The 22,801-nt window shown below is 42.4% G+C and carries 23 protein-coding genes, 1 tRNA gene and 2 pseudogenes; 16 read left to right on the top strand and 10 right to left on the bottom strand.

The features are described from left to right. Positions 1-73 precede the first annotated feature (73 nt). Genes ACP26M_RS08790 through ribD form a run of 3 tightly spaced genes read right to left on the bottom strand, consistent with a single transcriptional unit; the run spans position 74 to position 2,632 of the window. Entirely contained in the window at positions 74-688 is a 615-nt protein-coding gene (locus ACP26M_RS08790; protein ID WP_426588021.1) for an IMPACT family protein, read from the bottom strand. A 9-nt stretch (positions 689-697) separates the two neighbouring features. Next, positions 698-1,576 (bottom strand): EamA family transporter, encoded by an 879-nt coding sequence (locus tag ACP26M_RS08795; RefSeq protein ID WP_426588023.1) that lies wholly within the window; start codon positions 1,574-1,576, stop codon positions 698-700. Further along, positions 1,577-2,632 (bottom strand): bifunctional diaminohydroxyphosphoribosylaminopyrimidine deaminase/5-amino-6-(5-phosphoribosylamino)uracil reductase RibD, encoded by a 1,056-nt coding sequence (gene ribD, locus ACP26M_RS08800; protein ID WP_426588025.1) that lies wholly within the window; start codon positions 2,630-2,632, stop codon positions 1,577-1,579. 33 nt (positions 2,633-2,665) lie between these two features. Here ribD and prmC point away from each other — a divergent pair, with 33 nt between their 5' ends. After that, complete coding sequence (gene prmC / locus ACP26M_RS08805) at positions 2,666-3,529, top strand: peptide chain release factor N(5)-glutamine methyltransferase (RefSeq protein ID WP_426588027.1); 864 nt, start codon at positions 2,666-2,668, stop codon at positions 3,527-3,529. Positions 3,530-3,531: 2 nt separating this feature from the next. Here the strand turns inward: prmC and ACP26M_RS08810 are convergent, their stop codons facing one another. The 3 genes from ACP26M_RS08810 to ACP26M_RS08820 form a co-directional block, all read right to left on the bottom strand. Beyond that, positions 3,532-4,641 (bottom strand): hypothetical protein, encoded by a 1,110-nt coding sequence (locus ACP26M_RS08810; protein WP_426588029.1) that lies wholly within the window; start codon positions 4,639-4,641, stop codon positions 3,532-3,534. Further along, positions 4,641-5,276, bottom strand: a complete 636-nt coding sequence (locus ACP26M_RS08815) for an ABC transporter ATP-binding protein (protein WP_426588031.1) — start codon at positions 5,274-5,276, stop codon at positions 4,641-4,643. The genes ACP26M_RS08810 and ACP26M_RS08815 overlap by 1 nt, the downstream gene beginning before the upstream one ends. Positions 5,277-5,390: 114 nt before the next feature. Further along, entirely contained in the window at positions 5,391-6,380 is a 990-nt protein-coding gene (locus ACP26M_RS08820) for a D-alanine--D-alanine ligase (RefSeq protein ID WP_426588033.1), read from the bottom strand. 254 nt (positions 6,381-6,634) lie between these two features. Here ACP26M_RS08820 and ACP26M_RS08825 point away from each other — a divergent pair, with 254 nt between their 5' ends. The 8 genes and pseudogenes from ACP26M_RS08825 to ACP26M_RS08860 form a co-directional block, all read left to right on the top strand. Further along, a complete protein-coding gene (locus ACP26M_RS08825; protein WP_426588035.1) occupies positions 6,635-7,429 on the top strand; it encodes a PASTA domain-containing protein in 795 nt (264 codons plus the stop codon). Next, positions 7,407-7,715 (top strand): rhodanese-like domain-containing protein, encoded by a 309-nt coding sequence (locus ACP26M_RS08830; RefSeq protein WP_426588037.1) that lies wholly within the window; start codon positions 7,407-7,409, stop codon positions 7,713-7,715. Before ACP26M_RS08825 ends, ACP26M_RS08830 begins: the two co-directional genes overlap by 23 nt. A gap of 17 nt (positions 7,716-7,732) precedes the next feature. Next, on the top strand, positions 7,733-8,785 hold the full coding sequence (gene mltG, locus ACP26M_RS08835) for an endolytic transglycosylase MltG (protein WP_426588039.1): 1,053 nt from the start codon (positions 7,733-7,735) through the stop codon (positions 8,783-8,785). Continuing rightward, positions 8,785-9,192, top strand: a complete 408-nt coding sequence (locus ACP26M_RS08840; protein WP_426588041.1) for an acyl-CoA thioesterase — start codon at positions 8,785-8,787, stop codon at positions 9,190-9,192. Before mltG ends, ACP26M_RS08840 begins: the two co-directional genes overlap by 1 nt. 11 nt (positions 9,193-9,203) lie before the next feature. Then, a complete protein-coding gene (locus tag ACP26M_RS08845; RefSeq protein WP_426588043.1) occupies positions 9,204-10,184 on the top strand; it encodes a YihY/virulence factor BrkB family protein in 981 nt (326 codons plus the stop codon). Positions 10,185-10,282: 98 nt separating this feature from the next. Next, positions 10,283-10,372 (top strand) — tRNA-Ser (locus ACP26M_RS08850). A gap of 291 nt (positions 10,373-10,663) precedes the next feature. Next, positions 10,664-10,945, top strand: a pseudogene (locus ACP26M_RS08855) (Arm DNA-binding domain-containing protein); the annotation flags it as partial. 27 nt (positions 10,946-10,972) lie between these two features. After that, a pseudogene (locus ACP26M_RS08860) lies at positions 10,973-11,371 on the top strand (ATP-dependent zinc metalloprotease FtsH); the annotation flags it as partial. Between the two features lie 87 nt (positions 11,372-11,458). On the opposite strand, the gene ACP26M_RS08865 reads toward ACP26M_RS08860, so the two are convergent. Next, the gene (locus ACP26M_RS08865) at positions 11,459-11,692 is read right to left on the bottom strand and encodes a hypothetical protein (RefSeq protein WP_091164184.1); all 234 of its coding nucleotides are present in this window, start codon (positions 11,690-11,692) and stop codon (positions 11,459-11,461) included. A gap of 216 nt (positions 11,693-11,908) precedes the next feature. Then, the gene (locus ACP26M_RS08870; protein ID WP_426588045.1) at positions 11,909-13,348 is read right to left on the bottom strand and encodes an MBL fold metallo-hydrolase RNA specificity domain-containing protein; all 1,440 of its coding nucleotides are present in this window, start codon (positions 13,346-13,348) and stop codon (positions 11,909-11,911) included. A gap of 143 nt (positions 13,349-13,491) precedes the next feature. On the opposite strand from ACP26M_RS08870, the gene ACP26M_RS08875 reads away from it, so the two are divergent. The 6 genes from ACP26M_RS08875 to ACP26M_RS08900 all read left to right on the top strand — a co-directional run bounded on the left by ACP26M_RS08875 (position 13,492) and on the right by ACP26M_RS08900 (position 20,097). Further along, complete coding sequence (locus ACP26M_RS08875) at positions 13,492-13,923, top strand: Hsp20/alpha crystallin family protein (protein WP_426588047.1); 432 nt, start codon at positions 13,492-13,494, stop codon at positions 13,921-13,923. A gap of 70 nt (positions 13,924-13,993) precedes the next feature. Continuing rightward, positions 13,994-16,399, top strand: a complete 2,406-nt coding sequence (gene ppsA / locus ACP26M_RS08880; RefSeq protein ID WP_426588049.1) for a phosphoenolpyruvate synthase — start codon at positions 13,994-13,996, stop codon at positions 16,397-16,399. A gap of 244 nt (positions 16,400-16,643) precedes the next feature. Continuing rightward, a complete protein-coding gene (locus ACP26M_RS08885; RefSeq protein WP_112653708.1) occupies positions 16,644-17,414 on the top strand; it encodes an MlaE family ABC transporter permease in 771 nt (256 codons plus the stop codon). Between the two features lie 3 nt (positions 17,415-17,417). Next, complete coding sequence (locus ACP26M_RS08890) at positions 17,418-18,167, top strand: ABC transporter ATP-binding protein (protein ID WP_426588052.1); 750 nt, start codon at positions 17,418-17,420, stop codon at positions 18,165-18,167. Positions 18,168-18,170: 3 nt separating this feature from the next. After that, positions 18,171-19,166, top strand: a complete 996-nt coding sequence (locus tag ACP26M_RS08895) for an MlaD family protein (RefSeq protein WP_426588054.1) — start codon at positions 18,171-18,173, stop codon at positions 19,164-19,166. 172 nt (positions 19,167-19,338) lie between these two features. Beyond that, complete coding sequence (locus ACP26M_RS08900) at positions 19,339-20,097, top strand: SDR family oxidoreductase (RefSeq protein ID WP_426588056.1); 759 nt, start codon at positions 19,339-19,341, stop codon at positions 20,095-20,097. A gap of 112 nt (positions 20,098-20,209) precedes the next feature. Here ACP26M_RS08900 and ACP26M_RS08905 read toward each other — a convergent pair whose 3' ends face one another. Continuing rightward, positions 20,210-20,593, bottom strand: coding sequence for a hypothetical protein (locus ACP26M_RS08905; protein WP_112653711.1), 384 nt, complete (start codon positions 20,591-20,593; stop codon positions 20,210-20,212). Between the two features lie 357 nt (positions 20,594-20,950). Between ACP26M_RS08905 and ACP26M_RS08910 the strand changes: the two genes are divergently transcribed. Continuing rightward, complete coding sequence (locus ACP26M_RS08910; RefSeq protein WP_426588058.1) at positions 20,951-21,964, top strand: zinc-dependent alcohol dehydrogenase family protein; 1,014 nt, start codon at positions 20,951-20,953, stop codon at positions 21,962-21,964. 110 nt (positions 21,965-22,074) lie between these two features. Here the strand turns inward: ACP26M_RS08910 and ACP26M_RS08915 are convergent, their stop codons facing one another. Next, positions 22,075-22,587 (bottom strand): flavodoxin domain-containing protein, encoded by a 513-nt coding sequence (locus ACP26M_RS08915; protein ID WP_426588060.1) that lies wholly within the window; start codon positions 22,585-22,587, stop codon positions 22,075-22,077. Positions 22,588-22,801 lie beyond the last annotated feature (214 nt).

Raw genomic sequence — 22,801 nt, forward strand, 5'->3', positions numbered from 1 at the left:
GACAATTACGTCACAATTAAGGAATTAAATCGGCACAAAAACAGTGCCCGAAGCAGATAAAGTAATGGAATAGTTAGATGCTGTGGTTGTATTTGGCCAATGCACCGCTTACCTTGTTTAATTTAAAAAGTGCCTGCTCAACCTGCGTTTTACGAATAGAAAGCTGGATGCTGCAGTCGTTGTCAAATAGCTGATCAAGTATAATAAGGTTCTCTTCCTTAATAATACGCATCACATCATTCATCTGCAGATAGTTAAACGATACGGTATAGACATCATTGACCGTTTTTGAAATGATAACCGCCTGATTTAATGCTTCTTCAGTTGCGGCTTTGTAAGCGTTGATTAAACCCGGAACCCCTAATAAGGTGCCGCCGAAATATCGGACTACCACAACCAGGAGATTGGTAAGGTCTTTTGACAGCAGTGTATTCAGGATTGGTCGACCCGCAGTACCTGAAGGCTCACCGTCATCGTTAACCCTGAACACCGAACGGTCGATGGTTAAGCGCATCGCCCAACAATGGTGATTGGCTTTGGGATGTTCTGATTTTAGTCGGGCAACTATTGCCTTGATATCATTTTCAGAACTGATGGGATAAGCATAGGCCAGGAACTTGCTGCCGCGGTCGCGAAAAACACCTTCGGCAGGGTTTTCTATGGTTTTATAAGTATCGTCAAAAAGCATTCAAAAATATTACAGATGCAGGAAGCCTAATGTTTGCGGGAAATAAATAATGATAATAGCCAGCACCGCTATAGCTATGCCGATTTTATTAAGCAGGCTCAGCTTCTCTTTAAATACAAAGATGCCAACCAGCGTACCAACCACAATAACGCCAATATTTACCGATGAAAAAACTGCCGAAGGGCTGTTCGCCAGTGCCTGGTGCGCCTTTAAGTAAAACAGGATATTGCCAAAGTTAGCTATCCCTAATACCCAACCTATGAGGATATGCGGCAATGAAAATTTCATTTTTTTTGTGGATACCTGGTAAATCAAACCAGCAAGGGTTAATATAAACGCAATAATAAAGATGACAAAAATGGCTGTGGTAAAAGGCACATTATTTACCTTGGTAAGCTGTTTTAGCAATACATCAATTACGCCAAAACCGAGAAAAACAATTAACAGGTAAATCCATGATCCCTTTTCAACTTTATTACCGGCAGATTTTTGCCAGGGTATAGAGCAAATGATAGCAATGAAGGCCAGTATAATGCCAATTGCTTTAATTGTGCCGGTGGCTTCGCCAAATAAAACAAATGCTGCCAGTATGGGGATAAACAGGGATAAGCGTTGCGCTACGTCTGTACGAACAATACCGGCCTTGCGCACTGACGTTGCCATGATTATAAATATAGCGGGAAACAGGATGCCCAGGGCCACGTAATTATAAACAGGCCCGTTTTGGATAATGCTCAGCTGTGGTTTAAAAAAGAACCAGGTGAGCAGAATAGCCATAGAGTAATTCCACGTAATGGCCTGGTAAACGTCCACATGGTAGCGTTTTGCCAGTTTCAGCAAAATGGAAACGATAACACTACAGCAAATACTTAAAAAAACGAACAGCATTTATATAACCGGCTTATTGTATAACAATTGGAGGCGATCGGCGCCTACAGGATATTCATCGGCAAGTATACCTGTTATTTGCGGTGCTTTTATACCTTTCCCTAAAACTTTATTACCGGTAAATATCCTGGCTTCGTCCCAAAGTCCGGCTTCAATAAATGATTCAAGTGTTTTAGCGCCGCCTTCAATAATAACAGATTGGATATCCTGAAGGTATAATTGGTACAAAATGTATTGCGGCACAAAGCGTTCAAAATCTTCAAGTGCTATATACCTGTTTTTACCGTCAACATCAAACTTAACCTCGTTAAATATCAACGTTTCGGCAGACTGATCAAATACCTTCAATTCTTTATTTAATTCCAGCCTTCGATCTATCACTACACGTTTGGGTGATGGCCCATCCCAGTAACGGGTATTTAATTGCGGATTATCGCTAAATACCGTGTTTTTGCCGACCAGTATGGCATCCTCTTCGCTACGCCACTTGTGTACAAGCTTGCGCGATTCGGGACCGGTGATCCAGAACTGGCCGCCATCTGCCGGGGCAAAAAAGCCATTCTGTGTTTGTGCCCATTTCAGAATAATGTATGGCCTGTGCTTTTGTACTTTGGTAAAAAAACGGCGGTTAAGCCATTGACATTCTTGCTCCAGTACGCCGGTTATTACATCAATCCCTGCCGCCTGCAGCTTTTCGATGCCTTTTCCGTCAACCTGGGCGAAAGGGTCGCGGCAGCCTACTACTACTTTAGGGATCTGATGTTTGATGATGAGATCGGCACAAGGTGGTGTTTTGCCATAGTGTGCACAGGGCTCTAATGAAACATATATCGCCGAAGTTTTGAGTAACTCGGCATGGTTATTAAACTTGGCAGTAACCTGCGCAATAGCATTAACCTCGGCATGGGCCTGGCCATATTTCTGGTGATAACCCTCTCCTATTATTTTGCCATCGTGAACTACAACCGCGCCAACTATTGGGTTGGGGCTAACATAGCCTGCACCCAATTGAGCAAGCTCCAAACAACGGCGCATATATTTTTCATGTTCAAGCATGCTGCAAAAGTAGCTTTTATGTTACTTTGTTGCATGATTACGATTAAGGATGTTTTTGAAGATTACAGGCAGCAGATAAATGGCATTTATGATACTAATGAAACCGAAGCTATTACGCTGTTTGTTATTGCCGAAGTGACCGGTTTATCAAGGGCATCTGTTAAGGCATTCCCCGAAAGAGCGTTAACTGCTGAACAGTCGGAACGGGCGAAAAACATCCTTGCCGAACTAAAAACAGGCAAACCCATTCAATACATTTTTGGTATCACCGAGTTTTTTGGCTTGCTATTTAAAGTAAACCCATATGTGCTGATCCCGCGCCCGGAAACTGAGGAACTGGTGGAATGGATTTTAGAAGGCGAAAGGTTAAAGGCGAAAGGTGACAGGTTTTCTGTGCTGGATATAGGTACCGGTAGCGGGTGTATCGCCATCAGCTTGAAAAAGAATTTGGCAAATGCGGATGTTTCTGCGATAGATATATCCGAAGGAGCTTTGGAAACCGCCAAGGAAAATGCTTTATTAAATGAAGTTGAGGTTAATTTTATTCTGGCTGATATTTTAAATATTGGGCCTGGTAAAGAAGAGGCTCAATATAATATCATTGTAAGCAACCCTCCGTATGTTACGCTTGATGATAAAAAGCGGATGCATAATAATGTTACAGATTTTGAGCCACATACTGCTTTGTTTGTACCCGAACATGATCCGCTGATATTTTACAGGGCAATAGCCGATTTTGCATTAAGTAATTTGATTGCCGGCGGTCTGCTTTTTTTCGAGATTAATGAAAATTTAGGTAATGAAACTGTTGAGCTATTAGCCGGTAACGGATTTAAAAACATTGAGTTAAGAAAAGATATGAGCGGCAGGGACAGAATGATTAAAGCACAGTTTTAAAGCTACAGCTTATCGCTTACCTCTCCTTCAAATTTGTAATAATTATTATAGAACAGCAGGTAGGCTAAACTTAAGTTTAACGGTATAAGTATCCAAAGCAGCTTGAACATAATGATCCAAAACAATACTATAAATAAACCCAGGACCCATTGCAGGTACTTATCCATATTAAGGCCAAACCAGTAAAGCAGGCAATGAAACAGCATCGCGGTGCTTAAGCCAACAAACAGCAGTTCAATAGCCATTAGCAAGTTAAACCTGCTGAACAGCCAGATACTTTCGGGGATGAGGAGAATGAAATAGACGCCTATAAAATTTAGAAATAGCTGTGGCCTGCTATAAGGCAAATTGCGGGAAAAGCAAAGGCCGTTCTCTTCAAATTTCCTTTCCTCAAATATCAATACAATATGTGCCGTTATAACAGCAAGGATTGCTATACCGGCAACACGGACATCAGTTTTAACATCAGCAAACACGTAAAACACCCCGGTGATGATAAGCCAGGAAAGCGCCTTGGTAATGAGGTATGGAACCTTGCGCTTATCTAACAGGTGGTAAACGTAAAGGCTGAAATAAGGTTTACGCCATTTGCTGCTTAGTTTTAATAATATAGATTGATCATTGCCATCAACAAGTCCGTTAATTTGCTTTGTATAAATAACTGCACTTAAATAAGTTAAGGCGATTAAATACAGTAAAATGCAAACTGGAAATAAATAATACTGATTGGAAAAACCCACCCCCACAGCGATGAGTGCGTACAATATTACCGGCGATAATATAGCAGCCTGTACCCAAAACCAGCTTATTATTTGTTTCCCTTTGTTCAGGGCATTGCTGCTATAAAATAAAAAATGTTGACTGGGGGCAAAGATTTGCCCGGATACGTAATGCCAGCTTTTAACGGCATAAATAAACCAGCTTATAAACACCAGGATCATTACAACCGAACTGCTGTCCATAGCCAGCATCAGTGCTTTGTGATAGCCTATTAAATACTGGGGAGGCACTACGCCAACCATTGCCAAAAATATAAATAGCAAAATCCCGGCATGCACCCGGAAAAAACCGTTTGCAAAAATCTTTAACAATACAATGGTTAGCGATTTCATCAGCTGATAAACTTTAAAGTTTGATCTTCGACGAGAAGTTCACCTGATACAGGTAATGAGCCATCTTCAAGTATCTGGTGCGATGACAGTAAAAAGCCGGTTCCCTCCTGCTCATACCTTTCCCTTATCCAACTATTTAATGTTGCTAACGACGCCATATCAATGGTGATCAAAGGTTCATCGAGCAGGATCAATTTGGGCTTGCCCAAAAAGGCAAGTAACAGGGAAAGCTTTTTCATCATGCCACTGCTGTAAGTGCCAACCCGGCGGTCTATGAAGCTTTGCATGCCCATGCTTTTAATATACTGCTCCTCCTGTCGCGCTGGCGCGCTTTTAGCAGCGATAAACAGGGCGATCATTTCTGAACCTGTTAAAAAATCGGGAAATACGGGTTCGGCCTCGGCAAAGTTTACCAGCTTTCGGTAAGCCACCGGTTGCTTTTTTATGCTGATACGTTCTTCAAGCATGATGTCGCCATCAAATGCCAATATGCCGGCGATGGATTTTAATAGAGTGCTTTTACCCGATCCGTTTATTCCTTTTATCCAATAAATGCCGGTTTCAAGGTTAAGATTTTCAATTTTTAAAGCAGGATAATTACCGTATGATTTTGTGAAATTTTGAAACTGCAGCATCGTTGGTTTTTGACGGTAGAATGATCTTGTTGTTACACTAAAAGAGACGCTTGTAACGCGTCTCTGAAAGTAATTATCTAAATAAATCCAAAATCGAAATCCCCAATTCCGAAATTATAACGTGGCTCCTTCGATCAGCGCACTGTAAAACTCGCCTACATCCATACCTGCCGCACGTACCTGTTGCGGAATCAAACTAGCGGCAGACTGGCCTGGTGTGGTGTTGATCTCAATAAAATAAAAATCATTACTGCCTTCAAGCAAAATAAAGTCGATCCTAGCCATGCCGCGGCAGTTGAGGCGGGTATACACCTCGGTAACTATGCCAGCAATTTCTTTAACCTTTTCAGCCGAAAGGTCGGCGGGAGTTATTTCTTGTGTTACACCAGAAGTATATTTCGCCTCGTAATCAAAAAAATCTTTTGAGGTTATAATTTCTGTAGCAGGCAATACCTTTATTTTACCGTGCAGGCGTGCTATACCAATACTGAACTCGCGGCCTTTAATAAATTCTTCTACTAACACCTGGGCATCTTCCAGAAATGCCCTGTTCAATGCTTCTGGCAGGCCGGCTATGTTTTGAACCTTGCTCATACCCACGCTGCTGCCACCATTATTAGGTTTAACAAACAACGGAAATTTCAAATTAGCTGCTATGGTGGCAACGTCATGCACATCGCGCTCAAATAAACGCATGGAATGTGCAGTATGCAAGCCATGGATCCCGTTCACGATAGCTTTGGTATAAGCCTTGTTCATGGTAATGGCCGATGTCGTAGCGTCGCAGGTATTATAAGGAATGCCAAGCATATCAAAATAGCCCTGCAGCTTTCCATCCTCGCCGGGCGTGCCATGAATGGTGATGAAAGCAAAGTCGAACTTTATTTTTTCCTGGTTAAGAGTAATGGTAAAATCATTTTTGTCAACATCAACTGTTGCGTCGTCTGCTTCAAAAAACCACCTGTCGCGGGTAATTAATATAATATAAACCTTATAGTTGCTGTTTGACGCCAGGTTAGCCGCAATATTTTTTGCGCTGTTAAGAGATACTTCATATTCGCCGGTAAAACCTCCGGCCAAAAGGGCAATATTTTTAAGACTCATTTTATTTCGGATTTCGGATGTTCGATTTCGAATTTATTTCCAGGAGCAACGAAAGCGACCTGATTTCGAAGTCGAAATTAGAATAAATATCATTGCAAATAATACTAAAGTTTAAATTTTGAGTTTAAAACTCCCGAAATTCTGCAATAATTAATTCCGAAATCGAACATCCGAAATCCGACATCCTAACACCCATATCCAAAATAATTCCTATGTTTGATACTTAATTAAAAGGTTTACCCTTACATATACTGATGAGCAAATTTGGGGCTTACTTAAAATCAAAATCATTTCGGAATAACTTATTGATGGCTATTGTGACCGTGATAGCCGTTGTTTTAATAGCATTTTTCAGTCTTGATTATTACACCCGTCATGGATCGGGCATACCTGTACCAAAGCTTAAAGGCCTTACTATTGATAAGGCGATGGATATTTTAAAAGAACAGGGATTCGGCTATAAAATAGATTCTGTGTATGTACAGGATGTGGCCCCCGGTACTATCGTAGAGCAAGACCCGGATCCCGGGACCAACGTTAAAGAAAGCCGGGTAATCTATCTTACTATGGTAACCCTGCAGGCGCCAAATGTAGCCCTGCCCGATCTTGAACAAAGCAATTATCGCGAAGCTATAGCTACCATATCAAATTATGGCTTAAAAGTGGGCGACACAACGTACCGTTCGGATATTGCCCGCGACCGGATCCTGGAGGTACGTTTTGGCGGACAGGTGATAAAAACAGGTACCAAGATCCCCAAAGGCTCAAGAATAGATTTGGTTTTGGGTGATGGTGAAGGTGCAAGCGAAGTGGAAATACCTGAACTCGTAAATCTTGACCTTGATGCCGCCCGCTTTGCTATAAAAGGCGCTGGCTTAACTGTTGGGATCATTACTTACCAGGGTACTATTACCGATTCGACCAATGTGGTTGTTGTTTCGCAATACCCGATGAAGACCGATTCGTTAAGCAAAACAAGTATTGGTACGCGTATTAACCTAACTGTTTCACAAGGCACAAAAACAGATGCAGCTCCACCGGCAAATTAAAGCTACCGAGCTGCTTGAACGTTTAAATAAAGGTGAAAGCCTTAATTTGATTGACGTGCGCGAGGTTATTGAATATCATACCTACAATATAGGAGGCGAAAATATCCCGCTGTCAAATTTAGAGAATACACTTAACCGTTTAAGCTACAACAAAACCGATGAGGTAATCGTTATCTGCAAAGCTGGTTTACGGAGCGAAACAGCGCAAGCCCTATTGGAACAGCGTGGCTATAGCAATGTGCGTAATTTAAGCGGCGGGTTAATGGCTGTTCAAAAACTAAAATAAATACTCTATTCAATATCATGACCGCGGAAAAACAAGGATCAGGCATGCTCAAAAAATTTATCATAGCATTGGTAATCGTTATCATTGTGCTTTTAGGCTTTACAGGTTTCAATTATTACCTTAAATACTTTGGCCCTAACGTTACCGATAAACAGGAGTATTTATACATCCATACCGGCGCTACTTTTAGTGATGTTTTTAAAACCATACAGGATGAAGGCATTGTAAAAGATACGGCTTCATTTGGTTGGGCTGCCCGAAATATGAATTATACTACCCGTGTAAAACCAGGTAAATATCGCCTGCATGAGGGTATGGGAAACCGCAAGCTCATCAATATGCTGGCCTCAGGTACACAAGAACCTGTTAAGGTTGAATTTCACGGATTGCGACTTAAAGAACAGTTTGCGGGATTTATATCGAAAAAGATTGAACCGGACTCAATGGCGATTATCCGGCTGCTCGATTCGGCAAGTTTTGTAAGTAAGTACGGTTTTACTACCGATAACGTATATACGGTAATGATGCCGGATTCCTACCAGATGTATTGGAATACAAGTCCGGAAAAGTTCTTTAAACGGATGTATGATCATTATCAGGCTTTTTGGACCCCTGAACGTAAACAAAAGGCTGCCGCTATAAACCTTACTCCGCAGGAAGTATCTATCCTGGCATCAATAGTTGATGCCGAAGCGTTGCACGATGATGAAATGCCTGCTGTAGCGGGCCTATACCTTAATCGCTTAAAAAGAGGCATGACACTGGACGCTGATCCTACAGTCATCTTCGCGATGAATGATTTTACTATAAAACGTGTACTCACCCGCTACCTTTCATACAATTCGCCATACAATACTTATCTGCATAAAGGTTTACCTCCGGGCCCTATCATGATGCCATCTGTTAATGCTGTAAAGGCCGTGCTCAACTATCAAAAGAACGATTACATTTACATGTGCGCCAAAGCTGATTTTTCGGGATACCATGCCTTTGCCACCAATGTGGCCGACCATTTGGTTAACGCGCATAAATTTCAGCAAGCCCTTAACGAACGTAACATCCTCAGGTAATGTTTGAGCACACCATCAAAATACGGGTGCGCTACGGCGAAACCGATCAAATGGGCTATATGTATTACGGTAACTATGCCGAATTTTATGAAGTTGGCCGGGTAGAGATGCTTCGCAGTCTTGGTCTTACTTATAAAGGTATGGAAGAATCGGGCATTATGATGCCTGTGCTCGAGCTTCAGTGCAAATACCTGAAACCTGCTTTATATGACGAGGAGATCAGCATCAGGGTGATTATGGATGAGCTGCCCGGCATTCGAATCCATTTCAGGTACGAACTTACAAATCCCAAAGGCGAACTTATTAATACCGGCGAAACGCTGCTCGTATTCATTAACATGAAAACCAACCGCCCATGCCTGCCCCCACAGGATTTTAGCGACAGATTAATGCCCTTTTTTAAGTAGCTTTGGTTTAAATGAAATGGCTGCACCGCTTTTTACTTCGGTTTAGGTTCTACAGGTACATCATCGAGTGGACGAAGTCTGTCATTATTCCAGGTTTCAGGCCACTGCCCCTTTATACAGTTATAGACTTTTTTGTAAAAGAAATCACCAATAACTCGCTTATTAACCGGGCCTATGCTTTAGCCTACAGCTTTATGCTGGCTGTTTTCCCTGCTACCATTTTTTTGTTCACGCTTATCCCCTACGTGCCTATAAAACATTTTAAAGGCAATCTGATGATGGTGCTGGCCTCTGTAATGCCTACAAATGCCTATATGGCGTTCAGAGAAACCCTTTTCGATATTGTAAGTAATCAAAACGGCAAGCTCCTTTCATTCGGTTTCTTAACAACCTTGTATTTTGCTACGAATGGCGTTATCAACCTCATGAAAGCCTTTAATAAATCCTCATTAATTGAGGATAAACGGAGCTGGCTCAAAAGGCGCCTGGTAGCAACAGGAATTACCGTAGCTATAAGCTTCGCGTTATTACTGGCCATTTCCATACTTATCCTGGGTCAATCCATTATCCGGTTCATCCAATCGCATGTAGCGTCTGAAAATCATTTTTGGGTTTACCCTGTGATGCTGTTCAGATGGGTGATTATTGTGGTGATCATTTTTGTAACCATAGGGTGCTTGTACCGTTACGCTCCTGCACATAAAAAGAAATGGAATTTTATTAATCCAGGCTCCATACTGGCTACGGCACTGGCAGTTTTAACCTCACTGGGCTTTTCCTATTATATCAACAATTTCTCGTCGTACAATAAAGTTTACGGCTCGATAGGTACGCTCATCGTTGTGATGATCTGGATGTATATAAACTCATTAATTTTAATAATCGGGTTCGAATTAAACGCGTCCGTAGAGCTTTCCAAGCGTACAATTCGCATCGTAAAACCCAGATTTAACACTTTTCGGGCAAAAAAAACCGACCAGTCAAAAAATTAAAATATTATTAATCAATAACTTACATAGATTATTTAATTAAATCAAAAAAAGTGAAATTCAAATTTGGCAATTCGCCCCGGATTTGTACTTTTGTCCCCGGAGAGTTGGCAGAGTGGTCGATTGCGGCAGTCTTGAAAACTGTTGAACTGTGAAAGGTTCCTGGGGTTCGAATCCCTAACTCTCCGCCAAGTATTATTCAATTAGGATCAGAAAGCGCTGTAAATGAATCATTTACGGCGCTTTCTGATTTTAGCCCTCACCAAAACAAACCAATCAATAGCTTTGTTCTGGTGCCCAGTGGGTGACCTTTTTCAAGGTAAGCTTGCCGGGTCACCGGAATGCTTATAAGTCTCTTATATTGAGCGTTTTATTAATTTAAACACCTTGATTTCAGCAGGATATGTAACTGATTTTATTCACTTAAAGCTTCAGTGATGAACAAATCTTTTAACCACCTCTTTTAAGTAAAGAGATCAAAAGCAAATGCCGAAGGCTTCGCCCCTGTTTATCTGCGTATCACTGTTGATGGCGTACGCATCGAAGTCTCCTCTAAGCGCTATGTCAATCCCGACAAATGGAACACAAATGAACAAAAGTTAACCGGAAACAGCGAAGACGTAAAAAGTATTAATGCCTACCTGAAAACTTTAGAACACCAGGTGTATGATGTTCACCGTGATATGATAGAGCGAAAGTTTAATTCCCCGCGGGAAATCTTTAGGCGCGGCATTATACTTGCCAGAAGAGAGGCAACTGCGTAACAAAACTGCTTTCGTGGACATCTATGTGCTACCCTGGCAGGCAGGGCGGCAGAAGAACTTACATTTGGCGAAATATCGTCCGGGGCGTTGGATGATTTGGAAAAAGCGACCAAAGAAGCAAGATCGATGGTCATGTATTATGGTTTTGCCGAAAAGCTTGGAAACGTCAGTTATTACGATTCAACCGGTCAAACCGATCTGGAAATACAAAAACCCTTCAGCAAATCAACCAGCAAAATCATTGACGATGAAATAATAGGATTGCTGGCGCAGGCCTACCAGAACGCGAAAGGAACTCTTGCCAAAAAGAAGCCTATATTGGACCAGTTAGCAACGCTATTGTTAACTAAGGAAGAAATAGATAAAGGTGACCTCGAAAAGATTTTAGGCACGCGGTCCGATTTTTTTCATTTACCCATACTTTAATAAGTGATTATAAGGAGTTTGGGATTGATTGTCGGTAAATCAATTATTTTCCACAGAATTATATTGGGGATTATAGGTATTTAAAACTCAATTTACCTCGGGTATCTCAAATTCTTGTTCATAATAATAATTCATGCCATCATGTTCCCACTCAAGCATTGCCTTCCATTTACCGCTGCAGAGACCTGTTACCGAAATTTCAATTAAGCCCCCGTGCTGGTCATCAATCGGTACTACGCGTATTTCTGCCGGATAAAGTTTATTCAAAAGCCTGAGGAGACCTTTTACGGGATGACAAAAATTAAATGTGAGCTTTTCCATGATCCGCACTTAACAAGTTCGCGTAACATTGCAATTTAACAACCCTGCTTTAAATGGCTTAGAAAGTAACCAGTATTCAAATATTGATAAATATTAGCTAAAGAAAAATGACGTTTATCATTAAATTAACCAATACAGTCAATTTACAGCATCAGGCACCGATTAACAGTATTGTTGCATTCAAAATCAAGATATTACACAGTACCACGTATCACATTACAGCTGTTGATTCAAACTGAATAAAAGTTCCTTGTGGTAAGGCTTCATAATCTTTACTGTTAGTTTCAACTCATCCTGGATCTTAACCCGAAGAGTGTCTTGTGCGCATGGTTCGCCATGTACCAGGTAAACCCCCGACACCGAATTGTGAAACTGCTTTAACCAGGTAATCAATTCGGACTGATCGGCGTGAGCGGACAAACCTTCTATCTCCTGTACCTTCGCCACTACCGGGTAATATTGACCATGAATTTTCAATTCGTGGGTATGGTTAAGCAACGCCCTTCCCCGTGTGCCCTCGGCCTGGAAACCAATCAGGAGTATGGTGTTACGCGCATCGCCCAAATAACGCTTCAAATATTCCAGCACACGGCCTCCGGTTAGCATTCCACTTGCCGCAAGAACGATCTTAGGTCCTGCCCTTTTAATAATCTTTTCGGTATTCTTATAATCCTTGTTGATAGTTACGCTGTTAAACATGTCGGCACATTCTTTTTCATCAATAGTAAACCATTCGGGAAAGTGTACCAGGGTCTTTCCGGCAACTGCGGCCATCGGGCTATCAAGGTATACCGGAATGGATGACGGAATCAGATTATGTTGTTTTAAGCGATAGATCAGGTGCATCACTTCCTGGGCCCTGCCAACTGCAAAACATGGGATCAGGACATTCCCTTTACTAAAAATAGTATCATTAATAGCACCCGCTAAATCCTGTGAAGTGTCATTTTCAGAGTGTAGGCGATCACCATAAGTAGACTCCATGACTACAAAATCGGCTTGCCCTAATAGCTCGGGTCCAGGTAATAGCTCTGACTGGTCACGCCCGATATCCCCGGAAAATACAATTGTCTTCTCAAAGCAACTTATTTTGACCGAACAAGCACCCGCGATGTGCCCGCATGGGTACAAACTAAAACTTAGCTGTTTAGCCAGGCTGATTGTTTTATGTATTTCACAAACTTCAAAATAGGGCAACGCAGCCTCAACATCTTTCACGGTGTAAAGGGCCTTTGCCGGATGATGTCTGGAGTAGCCGTATTTATTAGCCTTTTGGGCATCTTCTTCCTGTAGTTTGGCGCAGTCGCGCAAAATAAGCTCTACAAGGTCCCTGGTCGGCTGGCTCATGTAAATCTTGTTACGATACCCGTTCCGTACCAGTAAAGGGATATAGCCACAGTGATCGAGGTGTGCGTGGGTCAGTATCAGTGCACTAATATCAGCCAGGTTAACAGGCAGGCTTTCCCAGTTTTTTTCCCGCAAAGCCTTTATCCCTTGAAACAGGCCGCAATCGATCATGACGTTCCCCCCGGGGGTAAGCAGCAGATGCTTGGATCCGGTTACAGTACCTGCTGCACCTAATGATTGCAGGTAAACATTTTGCATTGCAGGCCCGGTTTCTATTGCCGACTCCCTGTCATTAAAAGATTCATTCATAACTTATTACTTGTTACTATAAAGGTATTGCGATATAGAAACCACCAAACTGACATGAATCAAACCAAAGCGTGACAGTCGTCATTATACTTAATGTCTCCCATGGCGAAATTTGGATAACCAATCATTCAACAAACATATTTATGACAGCCTTAATAAAATCACATCGCGTTCCATCATGGAAATCAATGATGGAGAATTTTTGGAGTCCAGACCGTTTTTTTGATAAAACTTCCAGCGGCGGAGAATTTCTCCCGGCTGTAAATATCCGTGAAACCAAAAATCATTATAAGCTTGACCTTGCTGTTCCGGGCTTTAAAAAAAACGATTTCAAAATCATTACCGAAGACGGCTTACTGATCATCAGTGCGGAAACCAATAAAGAAGAAAAGGAAGAGATTGATAGTTATACACGTAAAGAATTTTCCTTTGCTTCCTTCCGTCGCACATTTAAGCTGCCAGACAATGTTGAGGAAGACGGGGTGAATGCCAATTATCGCAATGGCCTTTTGGAAATCGAACTTAAAAAAAGCGGCAGAAACCAGGCGGCAAAGAAAGAAATTAAAGTAGACTAAAAAATTTTCTGTCGGCAACACCGGCGATTTTGACAACCGGACGCTCTTCGGCCGGCTTAATAACAGTAACATGGAACATTTTATCAGAAAGTTTAGTGAAATCACCATAGGTGATATTGGTGATGTTGGTGGAAAAACAGCTTCATTGGGGGAAATTTACAATCAACTAACCAACAATGGAATAAATACGCCAAACGGCTTCGCTGTAACTGTAGCAGCTTTTCGTTATTTCATCGGGTTCAACCGGCTCGAAAAAAAGCTTATTGATTTGATGACCGGTTTAGACCGGCAGAACTTCTCTAACTTAACGATAAGCGGCGCCAGAGCCCGAAAACTGATCATGGACGCCGTTATGCCGAATGACCTGCAAATGGCAATCATAGACGCCTACGATTATATTTTTGAAAATGCAGAACCGACTGTGGCCGTGCGAAGCAGTGCCACAGCAGAAGATTTGCCAGGGGCGAGTTTTGCAGGACAGCACGAATCCTTCCTGAATATTAAAGGTCATAGTGCTTTATTAACTGCCGTAAAGCAATGCTTTGCATCACTTTATACAGATCGCGCTATTAAATATCGGGAAGATAAAAATTTTGATCATGGGAAAGTTTATCTTTCAGTTGCAGTCCAGAAAATGGTGCGATCTGATATGGGGTGTTCCGGTATCGGATTTACTTTGGAACCTGAAAGTGGGTTCAAGGATATTATACATATTTCGGGTGTGTGGGGATTAGGGGAAAATATCGTACAAGGTACTGTTACGCCTGATGAATTCCTGGTGTTTAAACCAACTCTTAAAAAAAATTTAAGGGCCACTATCCAAAAAAACCTTGGTAGCAAAAACAAAACCATGGTTTGCGCAACTACCGACGACGCAACCAATCCAACGATAAATCAGGATACGCCCTGGGAACTCCGGCAAAAATTTGTGCTCAGCGATCAGGAAGTTGAAAAGCTTGCCAACTGGGCGTTGATTATCGAAGACCATTACCGTCAGCCTATGGACTTTGAATGGGCTAAAGATGGATTCGATCACCAACTCTATATTATCCAGGCTCGTCCCGAAACTGTACATAGTCAAGAAAAAAAGATACAGGTAAAAAGTTTTAAAATTGCCGAAAAAGGGGAAGTTATAACCATGGGGGCTGCCATAGGCAATGGTATTACAGCCGGCAGGGCCCGTGTGCTCAAAACTCCTGACCAGGCTAACCTGCTTAAAGAAGGCGAAATTTTGGTTACTGAAACAACCAGCCCGGATTGGGACCCCGTATTGAAAAAGGTAGCGGGAATTGTTACTAATAATGGCGGCCGCACCAGCCATGCTGCTATTATAGCCCGGGAACTCGGCGCGGTGGCTGTAGTTGGAACGACAAACGGAACCTATAACATTGAGGATGGTGAGATGATAACCATTTGCTGCGCCGAGGGGAAGACAGGGATGGTTTACAGTGGCAAACTGGAGTGGACTGAAACGGTCAGTGACGTGAGCAAAGCCCAGCTGCCGGCACACCCGAAAGCCCAACTAATCATAGCCGATCCGGGGCAGGCCTTTAAATCATCGATGTTTCCCAACCAAGGTGTTGGATTAATGCGAATTGAATTTATTATCGCGAACCAAATTGGGATACATCCGATGGCACTCGCACACTTTAACCAGGTGTTGGACGAGCAGGAACGGGTAAAAATCGCTCACCTAACAGCTGGCTATGCCGATAAAAAAGCTTATTTTGTAGATAAACTTGTACAGGGTGTTGCCACGATAGCAGCGGCATTTTACCCGAAAGATGTGGTCGTGAGGATGAGCGATTTTAAAACCAATGAATATGCCGGCCTAATTGGCGGAAGGTACTTTGAGCCAAAGGAAGAGAACCCGATGATTGGCTTCAGGGGGGCCTCCAGGTATTATGATGATCATTACCGCGACGGCTTCCTGCTTGAATGCGAGGCCATGAAAGTGGTTCGTGATGAAATGGGCTTCAATAATATTAAATTGATGATCCCTTTTTGCCGGACAGTTAAAGAGGGGCAAAAAGTTATCGATCTGATGTCGTCCTGCGGGCTTAAACGGGGTCTGAATGACCTTGAGATCTTCGTTATGGCAGAAATTCCCAGCAATGTATTACTTGCCGAGGAATTCGCGGAAGTATTTGACGGTTTCTCAATTGGTTCAAATGACCTTACACAATTAACATTAGGCATTGATCGGGATTCAGCACTCATAGCAGGCTTATTTGACGAACAGGACGCCGCGAGCAAACAACTGATCGTCATGATGATCCAAAAGGCAAATAAACTGAAAAAAAAAGTAGGCCTGTGCGGCCAGGCGGCAAGCGATTCAGAAACGTTCACCAGGCTACTGGTTGAAACCGGCATCGACAGCATCGCTTTTAACGCGGACGCATTGATTAAAGGTATCGAAAATATTAATGACGCCTTGAAATCCTGCAAGAACAAGTCTCAACCAAGTGCGGTATAAGAAAGGAAACCATGAGTTATCTCTTGGATAAACACAAACCGGTTTCTGCCTATGACACACCTGTTAAAACCATCTTTTATATCCTGGTTAACCAGTTGTTCCGTCGGGCTTAAAAATGATTTGCGTCACTTATCAGTGGTATAGATATCAAAAAAAATGCTGTCCGATATCACAAATTTTTCTTCGGACCCATATTAATTTTACCGTAGATCATTTTTTCAAATCAAGTTAAACAGATATAACGATGGCTTTCACTAAAAATATCAAAGCCTTTTTGAATGACACTGGGGATATCGCAGGATTTGCCGGCCAGTTTTTCTCTACCGGAATTAAACCGCGCTTTGAGGTCCGCGAATTATTAAACCAATGCTATATAATTGGATATAAATCGTTGCCGCTTATCGGCCTCACAGGTTTTATTATGGGCCTTGTTCTTACAATGCAGCTGCGGCCATCCCTGGTTGCCTATGGTGTTGAATCTCAACTTCCGGTGATGGTAGGCATTGCCATAGTTAGGGAGATAGGTCCGGTTATAACAGCGCTGATATTTGCAGGTAAAATAGCCAGCAGTATAGGAGCCGAACTTGGATCCATGAAGGTCACAGAGCAAATTGACGCAATGGAGGTAAGCGGAACCAATCCATTCAAGTACCTTGTCGCTACGCGTACCGTGGCAACTACATTAATGCTACCCGTGCTCACTGTCCTGGGCGACGCTATCGCCTTGTTCGGAGCATACATAGGCGTTAATATCAGGTCGGCCACCAGCTTTTATCTTTTTTTTATTCAGGTGTTTAGAAGTCTCAGTTTCGGCGACGTACTTCCTGCATTTTTTAAAACATTTTTCTTTGGTTTTGCTGTTGGAATCGTTGGTTGTTATAAAGGTTACACATCAAGCAAAGGTACCAGGGGTGTTGGAAGTTCGGCCAACTCAGCGGTTGTGTTATCATCTGTAGTAATCTTTTTCATCGACTTGCTGGCTGTGCAACTCACGGATCTGCTTGGTTTAAATTAAAGCATGAAAAAACAAACAGCCACCGAAAACAAAGTGATTGTGATAGAGAAACTTTGTAAGCATTTCGGCGATCATACCGTGCTGCAAGACTTTGCATTATCAGTCAAAAAAGAAGAGAATGTGGTAGTGCTTGGCAAATCCGGATCCGGCAAGTCAGTACTGATCAAATGCATTATCGGTTTGTTGAAACCTGATAGCGGAAACATCAAAGTTTTTGGTCAAAATGTCCCTGATATGTCTCACGAAGTACTCGATCAGGTCCGCGCCCGCATTGGCTTTCTTTTCCAGGGCAACGCATTGTACGATTCCATGACCGTTCGTGAGAACCTGGAATTTCCTTTACGCCGTCACTGGATTGCTGCTTCGCAGAACGAGGTGGAAGCCCTGGTTATGGAGGCTTTGGAAAACGTAGGGCTGGCGCATACTGTTGATCTGATGCCGGAAGAATTATCCGGAGGCATGCTAAAACGTGTCGCTCTCGCCAGGACCATGATCCTTAAACCGGAAGTGATATTATATGATGAACCAACAACAGGGCTCGATCCGGTTACAGCCCGGGAAATCGATAAATTAATTTTGAAACTGCAGGATAAATACCATACATCATCCATTATCATCACACACGACATGAACTGTGTAAAAAACACCGCCGACCGGGTGGCTCTGCTGCTGGACGGTCGTTGTTATGCACAAGGTACATACACTGATTTCGAACATTCGACAGATCCAAATATTCATCAATTTTTCGAATAAATTATGGCAAACCAAACAGCAGGCAATATAAAACTTGGCGCATTCGTACTATCAGGCCTATTTGTGTTAATACTTGCCTTCTATCTTATCGGCAAAAATCATAACCTGTTTGGTAGCGATTTCAACATACGGGTGAGGTTTTCTAACCTCAATGGCCTCACCGTTGGCAATAACGTACAGTTCTCCGGAATTCAATCTGGTACAGTAAAAAAGATCAACATGATCAATGATACTACAATTGAGGTAACATTATCAATCGACAACAAGTTCACATCCTATGTTCATAAAAATGCGGTTGCTTCAATTGGCACAGAAGGGCTGATGGGCAATAAAATAGTAAATATAGTTCCTTCAAACTTACCAAGCCCACAAGTTATTGAAGATGATCTTCTTATAGCGCAAAAAAAAATCAGTACCGATGAAATGTTGCAGACCTTGTCCAAAACCAATAATAACGTTGCAGTTATCTCAGAAGCGTTAAAGGGTACTGTCCTGAAGGTTAACGGCAGCACATTCATGGCCCTGCTGAACGATAAAAATGTCTCCGGCAATTTACTTGCCTCTTTGCAAAATTTAAACAAAGCGAGCGCAAATGCTATCAAAATTACCAATGGTATAGATGATCTGATTGTAGGGATAAAAAATGGAAAAGGAGCGGCGGGGGTCTTGCTCAGGGACACCATAGCTGCCGGCAACCTACAGGCGGCTATTTCGAGTATCAGGAAAGCAAGCGATAACGCCGATTCGTTAACCTGGCAGCTGAATAACCTGGCGCGTACCGTAAACGGCCATTTAAACAGCGGGAATGGCTCGCTGCCAATGATTTTAAAAGATTCAGCATTTGCCAAAGACTTAAGGGCAACTATGTATAACCTGCGCCAGGGCACAGATGGATTCAATAAAAACATGGAAGCGCTCAAGCACAATTTCCTTTTTAGGGGCTATTTCAAAAGCCAGGAAAAAGCGCGAAGAAAACAACAGGCTGTGCAATCCCAATAAGCATTTGGGCAATATATTTTAATATGCAAATTCATAAATAGCATATAGTGGCAAATGACTATTAACATGTTTAAAATTTTGTAATTCGCCTCTAATCACATTTTTTAATGACCGGAATCATTCTCTACATGTTGTTTACGAGTGATTTTTGTATATGTAAGTTAAACCAATTATGAAACAACTATCACAAAAAGTGGCCCTTGTAACCGGGGCCGGATCAGGGATTGGAAAAGCCATTGCAAAGCTTTTCGCTGAACAGGGCGCAAAAGTTATGCTTACCGATATCCATCAATCAAATATTGAAGCCGTCGCGGCTGAAATTCGCGCAAATGGCGGTATGGTAGCATGTATCGCTGCAGATATCTCCGTAAAGGGCGATGTGCAATTGGTAATGAAGTATGTTCACAACACTTTCGGCACACTTGATATTTTGGTAAATAATGCCGGCGTTATGGACAATTTTACTCCGGTGACCGATGTAACAGACGAATTATGGGAGAAAGTAATAGGAACAAACCTGAACGGTTGTTTTTTTGCCTGCCGTGAAGCTATACCTCTTTTCCTGGAAAGCGGCTCCGGTACAGTTATTAATATTGCATCCATCAGCGGCTTCCAGGGAGGCCGGGCCGGTGCCGCTTATACAGCATCCAAGCATGCAATAATCGGTTTAACTAAAAACATAGGATATCAATATGCGGATAAAAATATCCGCTGCAACGCTATAGCACCGGGGGGAGTGAATACCAATATCGTTTTTGGCATGGAACCCAATCCATTTGGTTTTGAAAGGATGAACGCCGGAACAGGCAATGCACCAGGTGCTGCAGCTCCCGAAGCAATTGCTGAAGTTGCCCTTTTTCTGGCTTCGGTAAAATCAAGCTTTATTAATGGCTCTGTGCTAACTGCTGATGGAGGCTGGACAGCATATTAAGCTTCGTTCAAGAAGCAATTCGGACTTGTTTTTCTGGTTTAATTGCTGCCACCGGTTTTTACAGTGGCAGCAACAGGAAACATACCCCGGGAGTCACTATCCATTAAATAAATCACAACCACTCCGCAGAAAACCGGTTAAACTCGTGGCGCAAATCGTTGAATATTTTTTCTTCGTTAAGATAGCGCTCATGAACTCTTGAATGTTCGGCAGCTATACTTTCAGAAACCATAGTACCGGAAAGCAAAAGATCTGCTTTTATGTCAAGGTCATTACGGTGAATGTCTTGTTTTAGCTCCGTAAGGCATTTTTCATGAATTATGAACTGATTCTGAAAATGTTCCACTTGTTCCTGTACTTCGCGGGCCGTATTGTCGCCGGCAATCTCCTGTAACCTTTCCTGTAAAATAGCCAACTCCTGTGTATAGAACGCGATACCCCTTAACACATCGTTGTTAAGGTTCTTAATGTGTTTGATGTTAATTTGATTTTTCATAACACAAGGTTACAACGCGCGTTATTCCGGATGAATGACATCCGGCAACCACGAAAATGATATTGGTCATGTTATTACTGATTGTCGCTGATTTTAAGACAAGTGACCACTATCATTTTCAAAGGCCAATAATATCATCTTTTTTTACTTGCCGAAAATCTATTTTTATAGTCGTTGGCGCGCCGGCAATGTAACACATAGCTATGCCTCGCGGGAGGAAATGTTTTTCTCTTACCATCTACTGGCAACGGAGCCGGAAATCTGCGATATATCGGTTACTCTCAAATGGTATGTTAATGAACAGGTAACTTTCTGAAACAGGATATTAAGATTATTGTAAATTAATAAAAGATTAATATGAAACACACTGGTGACATGCAGGCAATGGTGCTTGAAAAAGCCGGCGGGCCACTGATATATCGCCAGGTTCCCATTCCTCAGCCTTCTGACTATCAGGTGCTGATCAAAATAATTGCCTGTGGTATCTGTCGTACCGACCTCCATATATTAGATGGCGAACTGGATAAACCAAAGCTTCCGCTGATACCCGGCCACGAAATTATCGGAACCGTGGTTAAAACGGGCAGTACTGTAACTGAACTTTCTTCCGGTCAGTTAGTGGGTGTTCCCTGGCTCGGTCATACCTGTGGGCGTTGTAAATTTTGCCTGTTGGGCATGGAGAACCTTTGTGATGCCCCCTTATTTACGGGATACACCATTGATGGCGGTTATTCCGAATATACGGTGGCCGACGCACGTTTTTGTTTTATATTAGACAAACGATATAATCAGCCGGCTTCAGCCCCCCTGCTCTGTGCAGGTTTGATCGGGTTTCGTTCCTATAGCATGATCGCACCATCGGCCAAAAATGTTGGTTTCTATGGATTTGGCGCTGCTGCTCATATCTTGATCCAGGTAGCTATAGCGCAGGGTAAACAAGTATTCGCGTTCACCAGAGATGGGGACGAGCGTGCGCAGCGATTTGCAAAGACCATGGGTGCACACTGGGTTGGCGGAAGTTACGACGTACCACCCGAAGTGTTGGATGCGGCTATAATTTTCGCTGCCGCAGGGGAACTTATTCCCAAAGCTTTAAAAGATGTAGACAAAGGAGGCCAGGTAATCTGTGGCGGTATCCATATGAGCAATGTACCCGAATTTCCATATAACTTGCTCTGGGGCGAACGGTCTGTTAAGTCGGTGGCTAATTTAACCCGTCAGGATGGTTTGAATTTCTTTTCTATTTTAAAAAACATCGAAGTATTAACACAAACGAAAGTATTCCGCTTATTTGAAGCCAATGAGGCGATAAATCAATTCAGATCAGGCCAAATTAGCGGAGCGGCTGTATTGGTTATGAACGATATGTAATTAGCATTTCGCTAACTGGGCATATGTGTATGTATTGGGATAAGCAGCTACTTTTATCGATGAATACGTCCTTTTACAACGCCTTGCTTTATGCATACAAACCGGTAAAGTCAGTCATCAGCCATACGGTGAATATTTTCGATTAGAGGTTTAAGCTGACTCCGTTCGAGATGATCAAACCCATTACGCATCACTGATTTCTTTTCAGGATCTTTTTCAATCCAGGCGCCCAATTTTAGCATAAGCCGGTCTTTCCACGACAGCCCGGAAACGACACACCTGCCGGGCAGGAAAAATATTTCGGCAACATCTTTGATCTTGGTACCAAGATTATTTTTTATTATCTCCCGTTGTTGCGCCATGTCATTAACTGCGAAGCTGCAAACAATAAAAATGAAAAGCTTTTTGTCTTTTAGCCTGATGTCATTTTCCTTTAACCAATCTTGCAATACCAGCCGACCGATGTAAACTGAGCTGCCTATAATAATGGTATCATAAAGAGCTAAAACTGCAGGTGTTACATTCTCCACTTTTGATACCGGCATCTGCAATGTCTCTCCAAGCCAATGCGCATACTGCCTGGTTGCACCATATTTGCCCTGATAAATAATAATTCCATTCATAGCGGTAATTTGATTTGGTTATACAAGTTACCGAACCGGAGCTAATGCAAAAATGACAATGGTCACCCCTGAACCGTCAATTACACCACAGCCCACTATAGCGTCACTCGATTCTTAACCCGAAACGAGATACAAAAAGCTTTTATGAGTACTACTCCCCTCTTATCCATGACGAGAATCAATGATCTTGCTGACAGAAATCACAGCATACATC

This window comes from Mucilaginibacter sp. R-33, from assembly GCF_049949235.1.
Lineage (GTDB): Bacteria > Bacteroidota > Bacteroidia > Sphingobacteriales > Sphingobacteriaceae > Mucilaginibacter.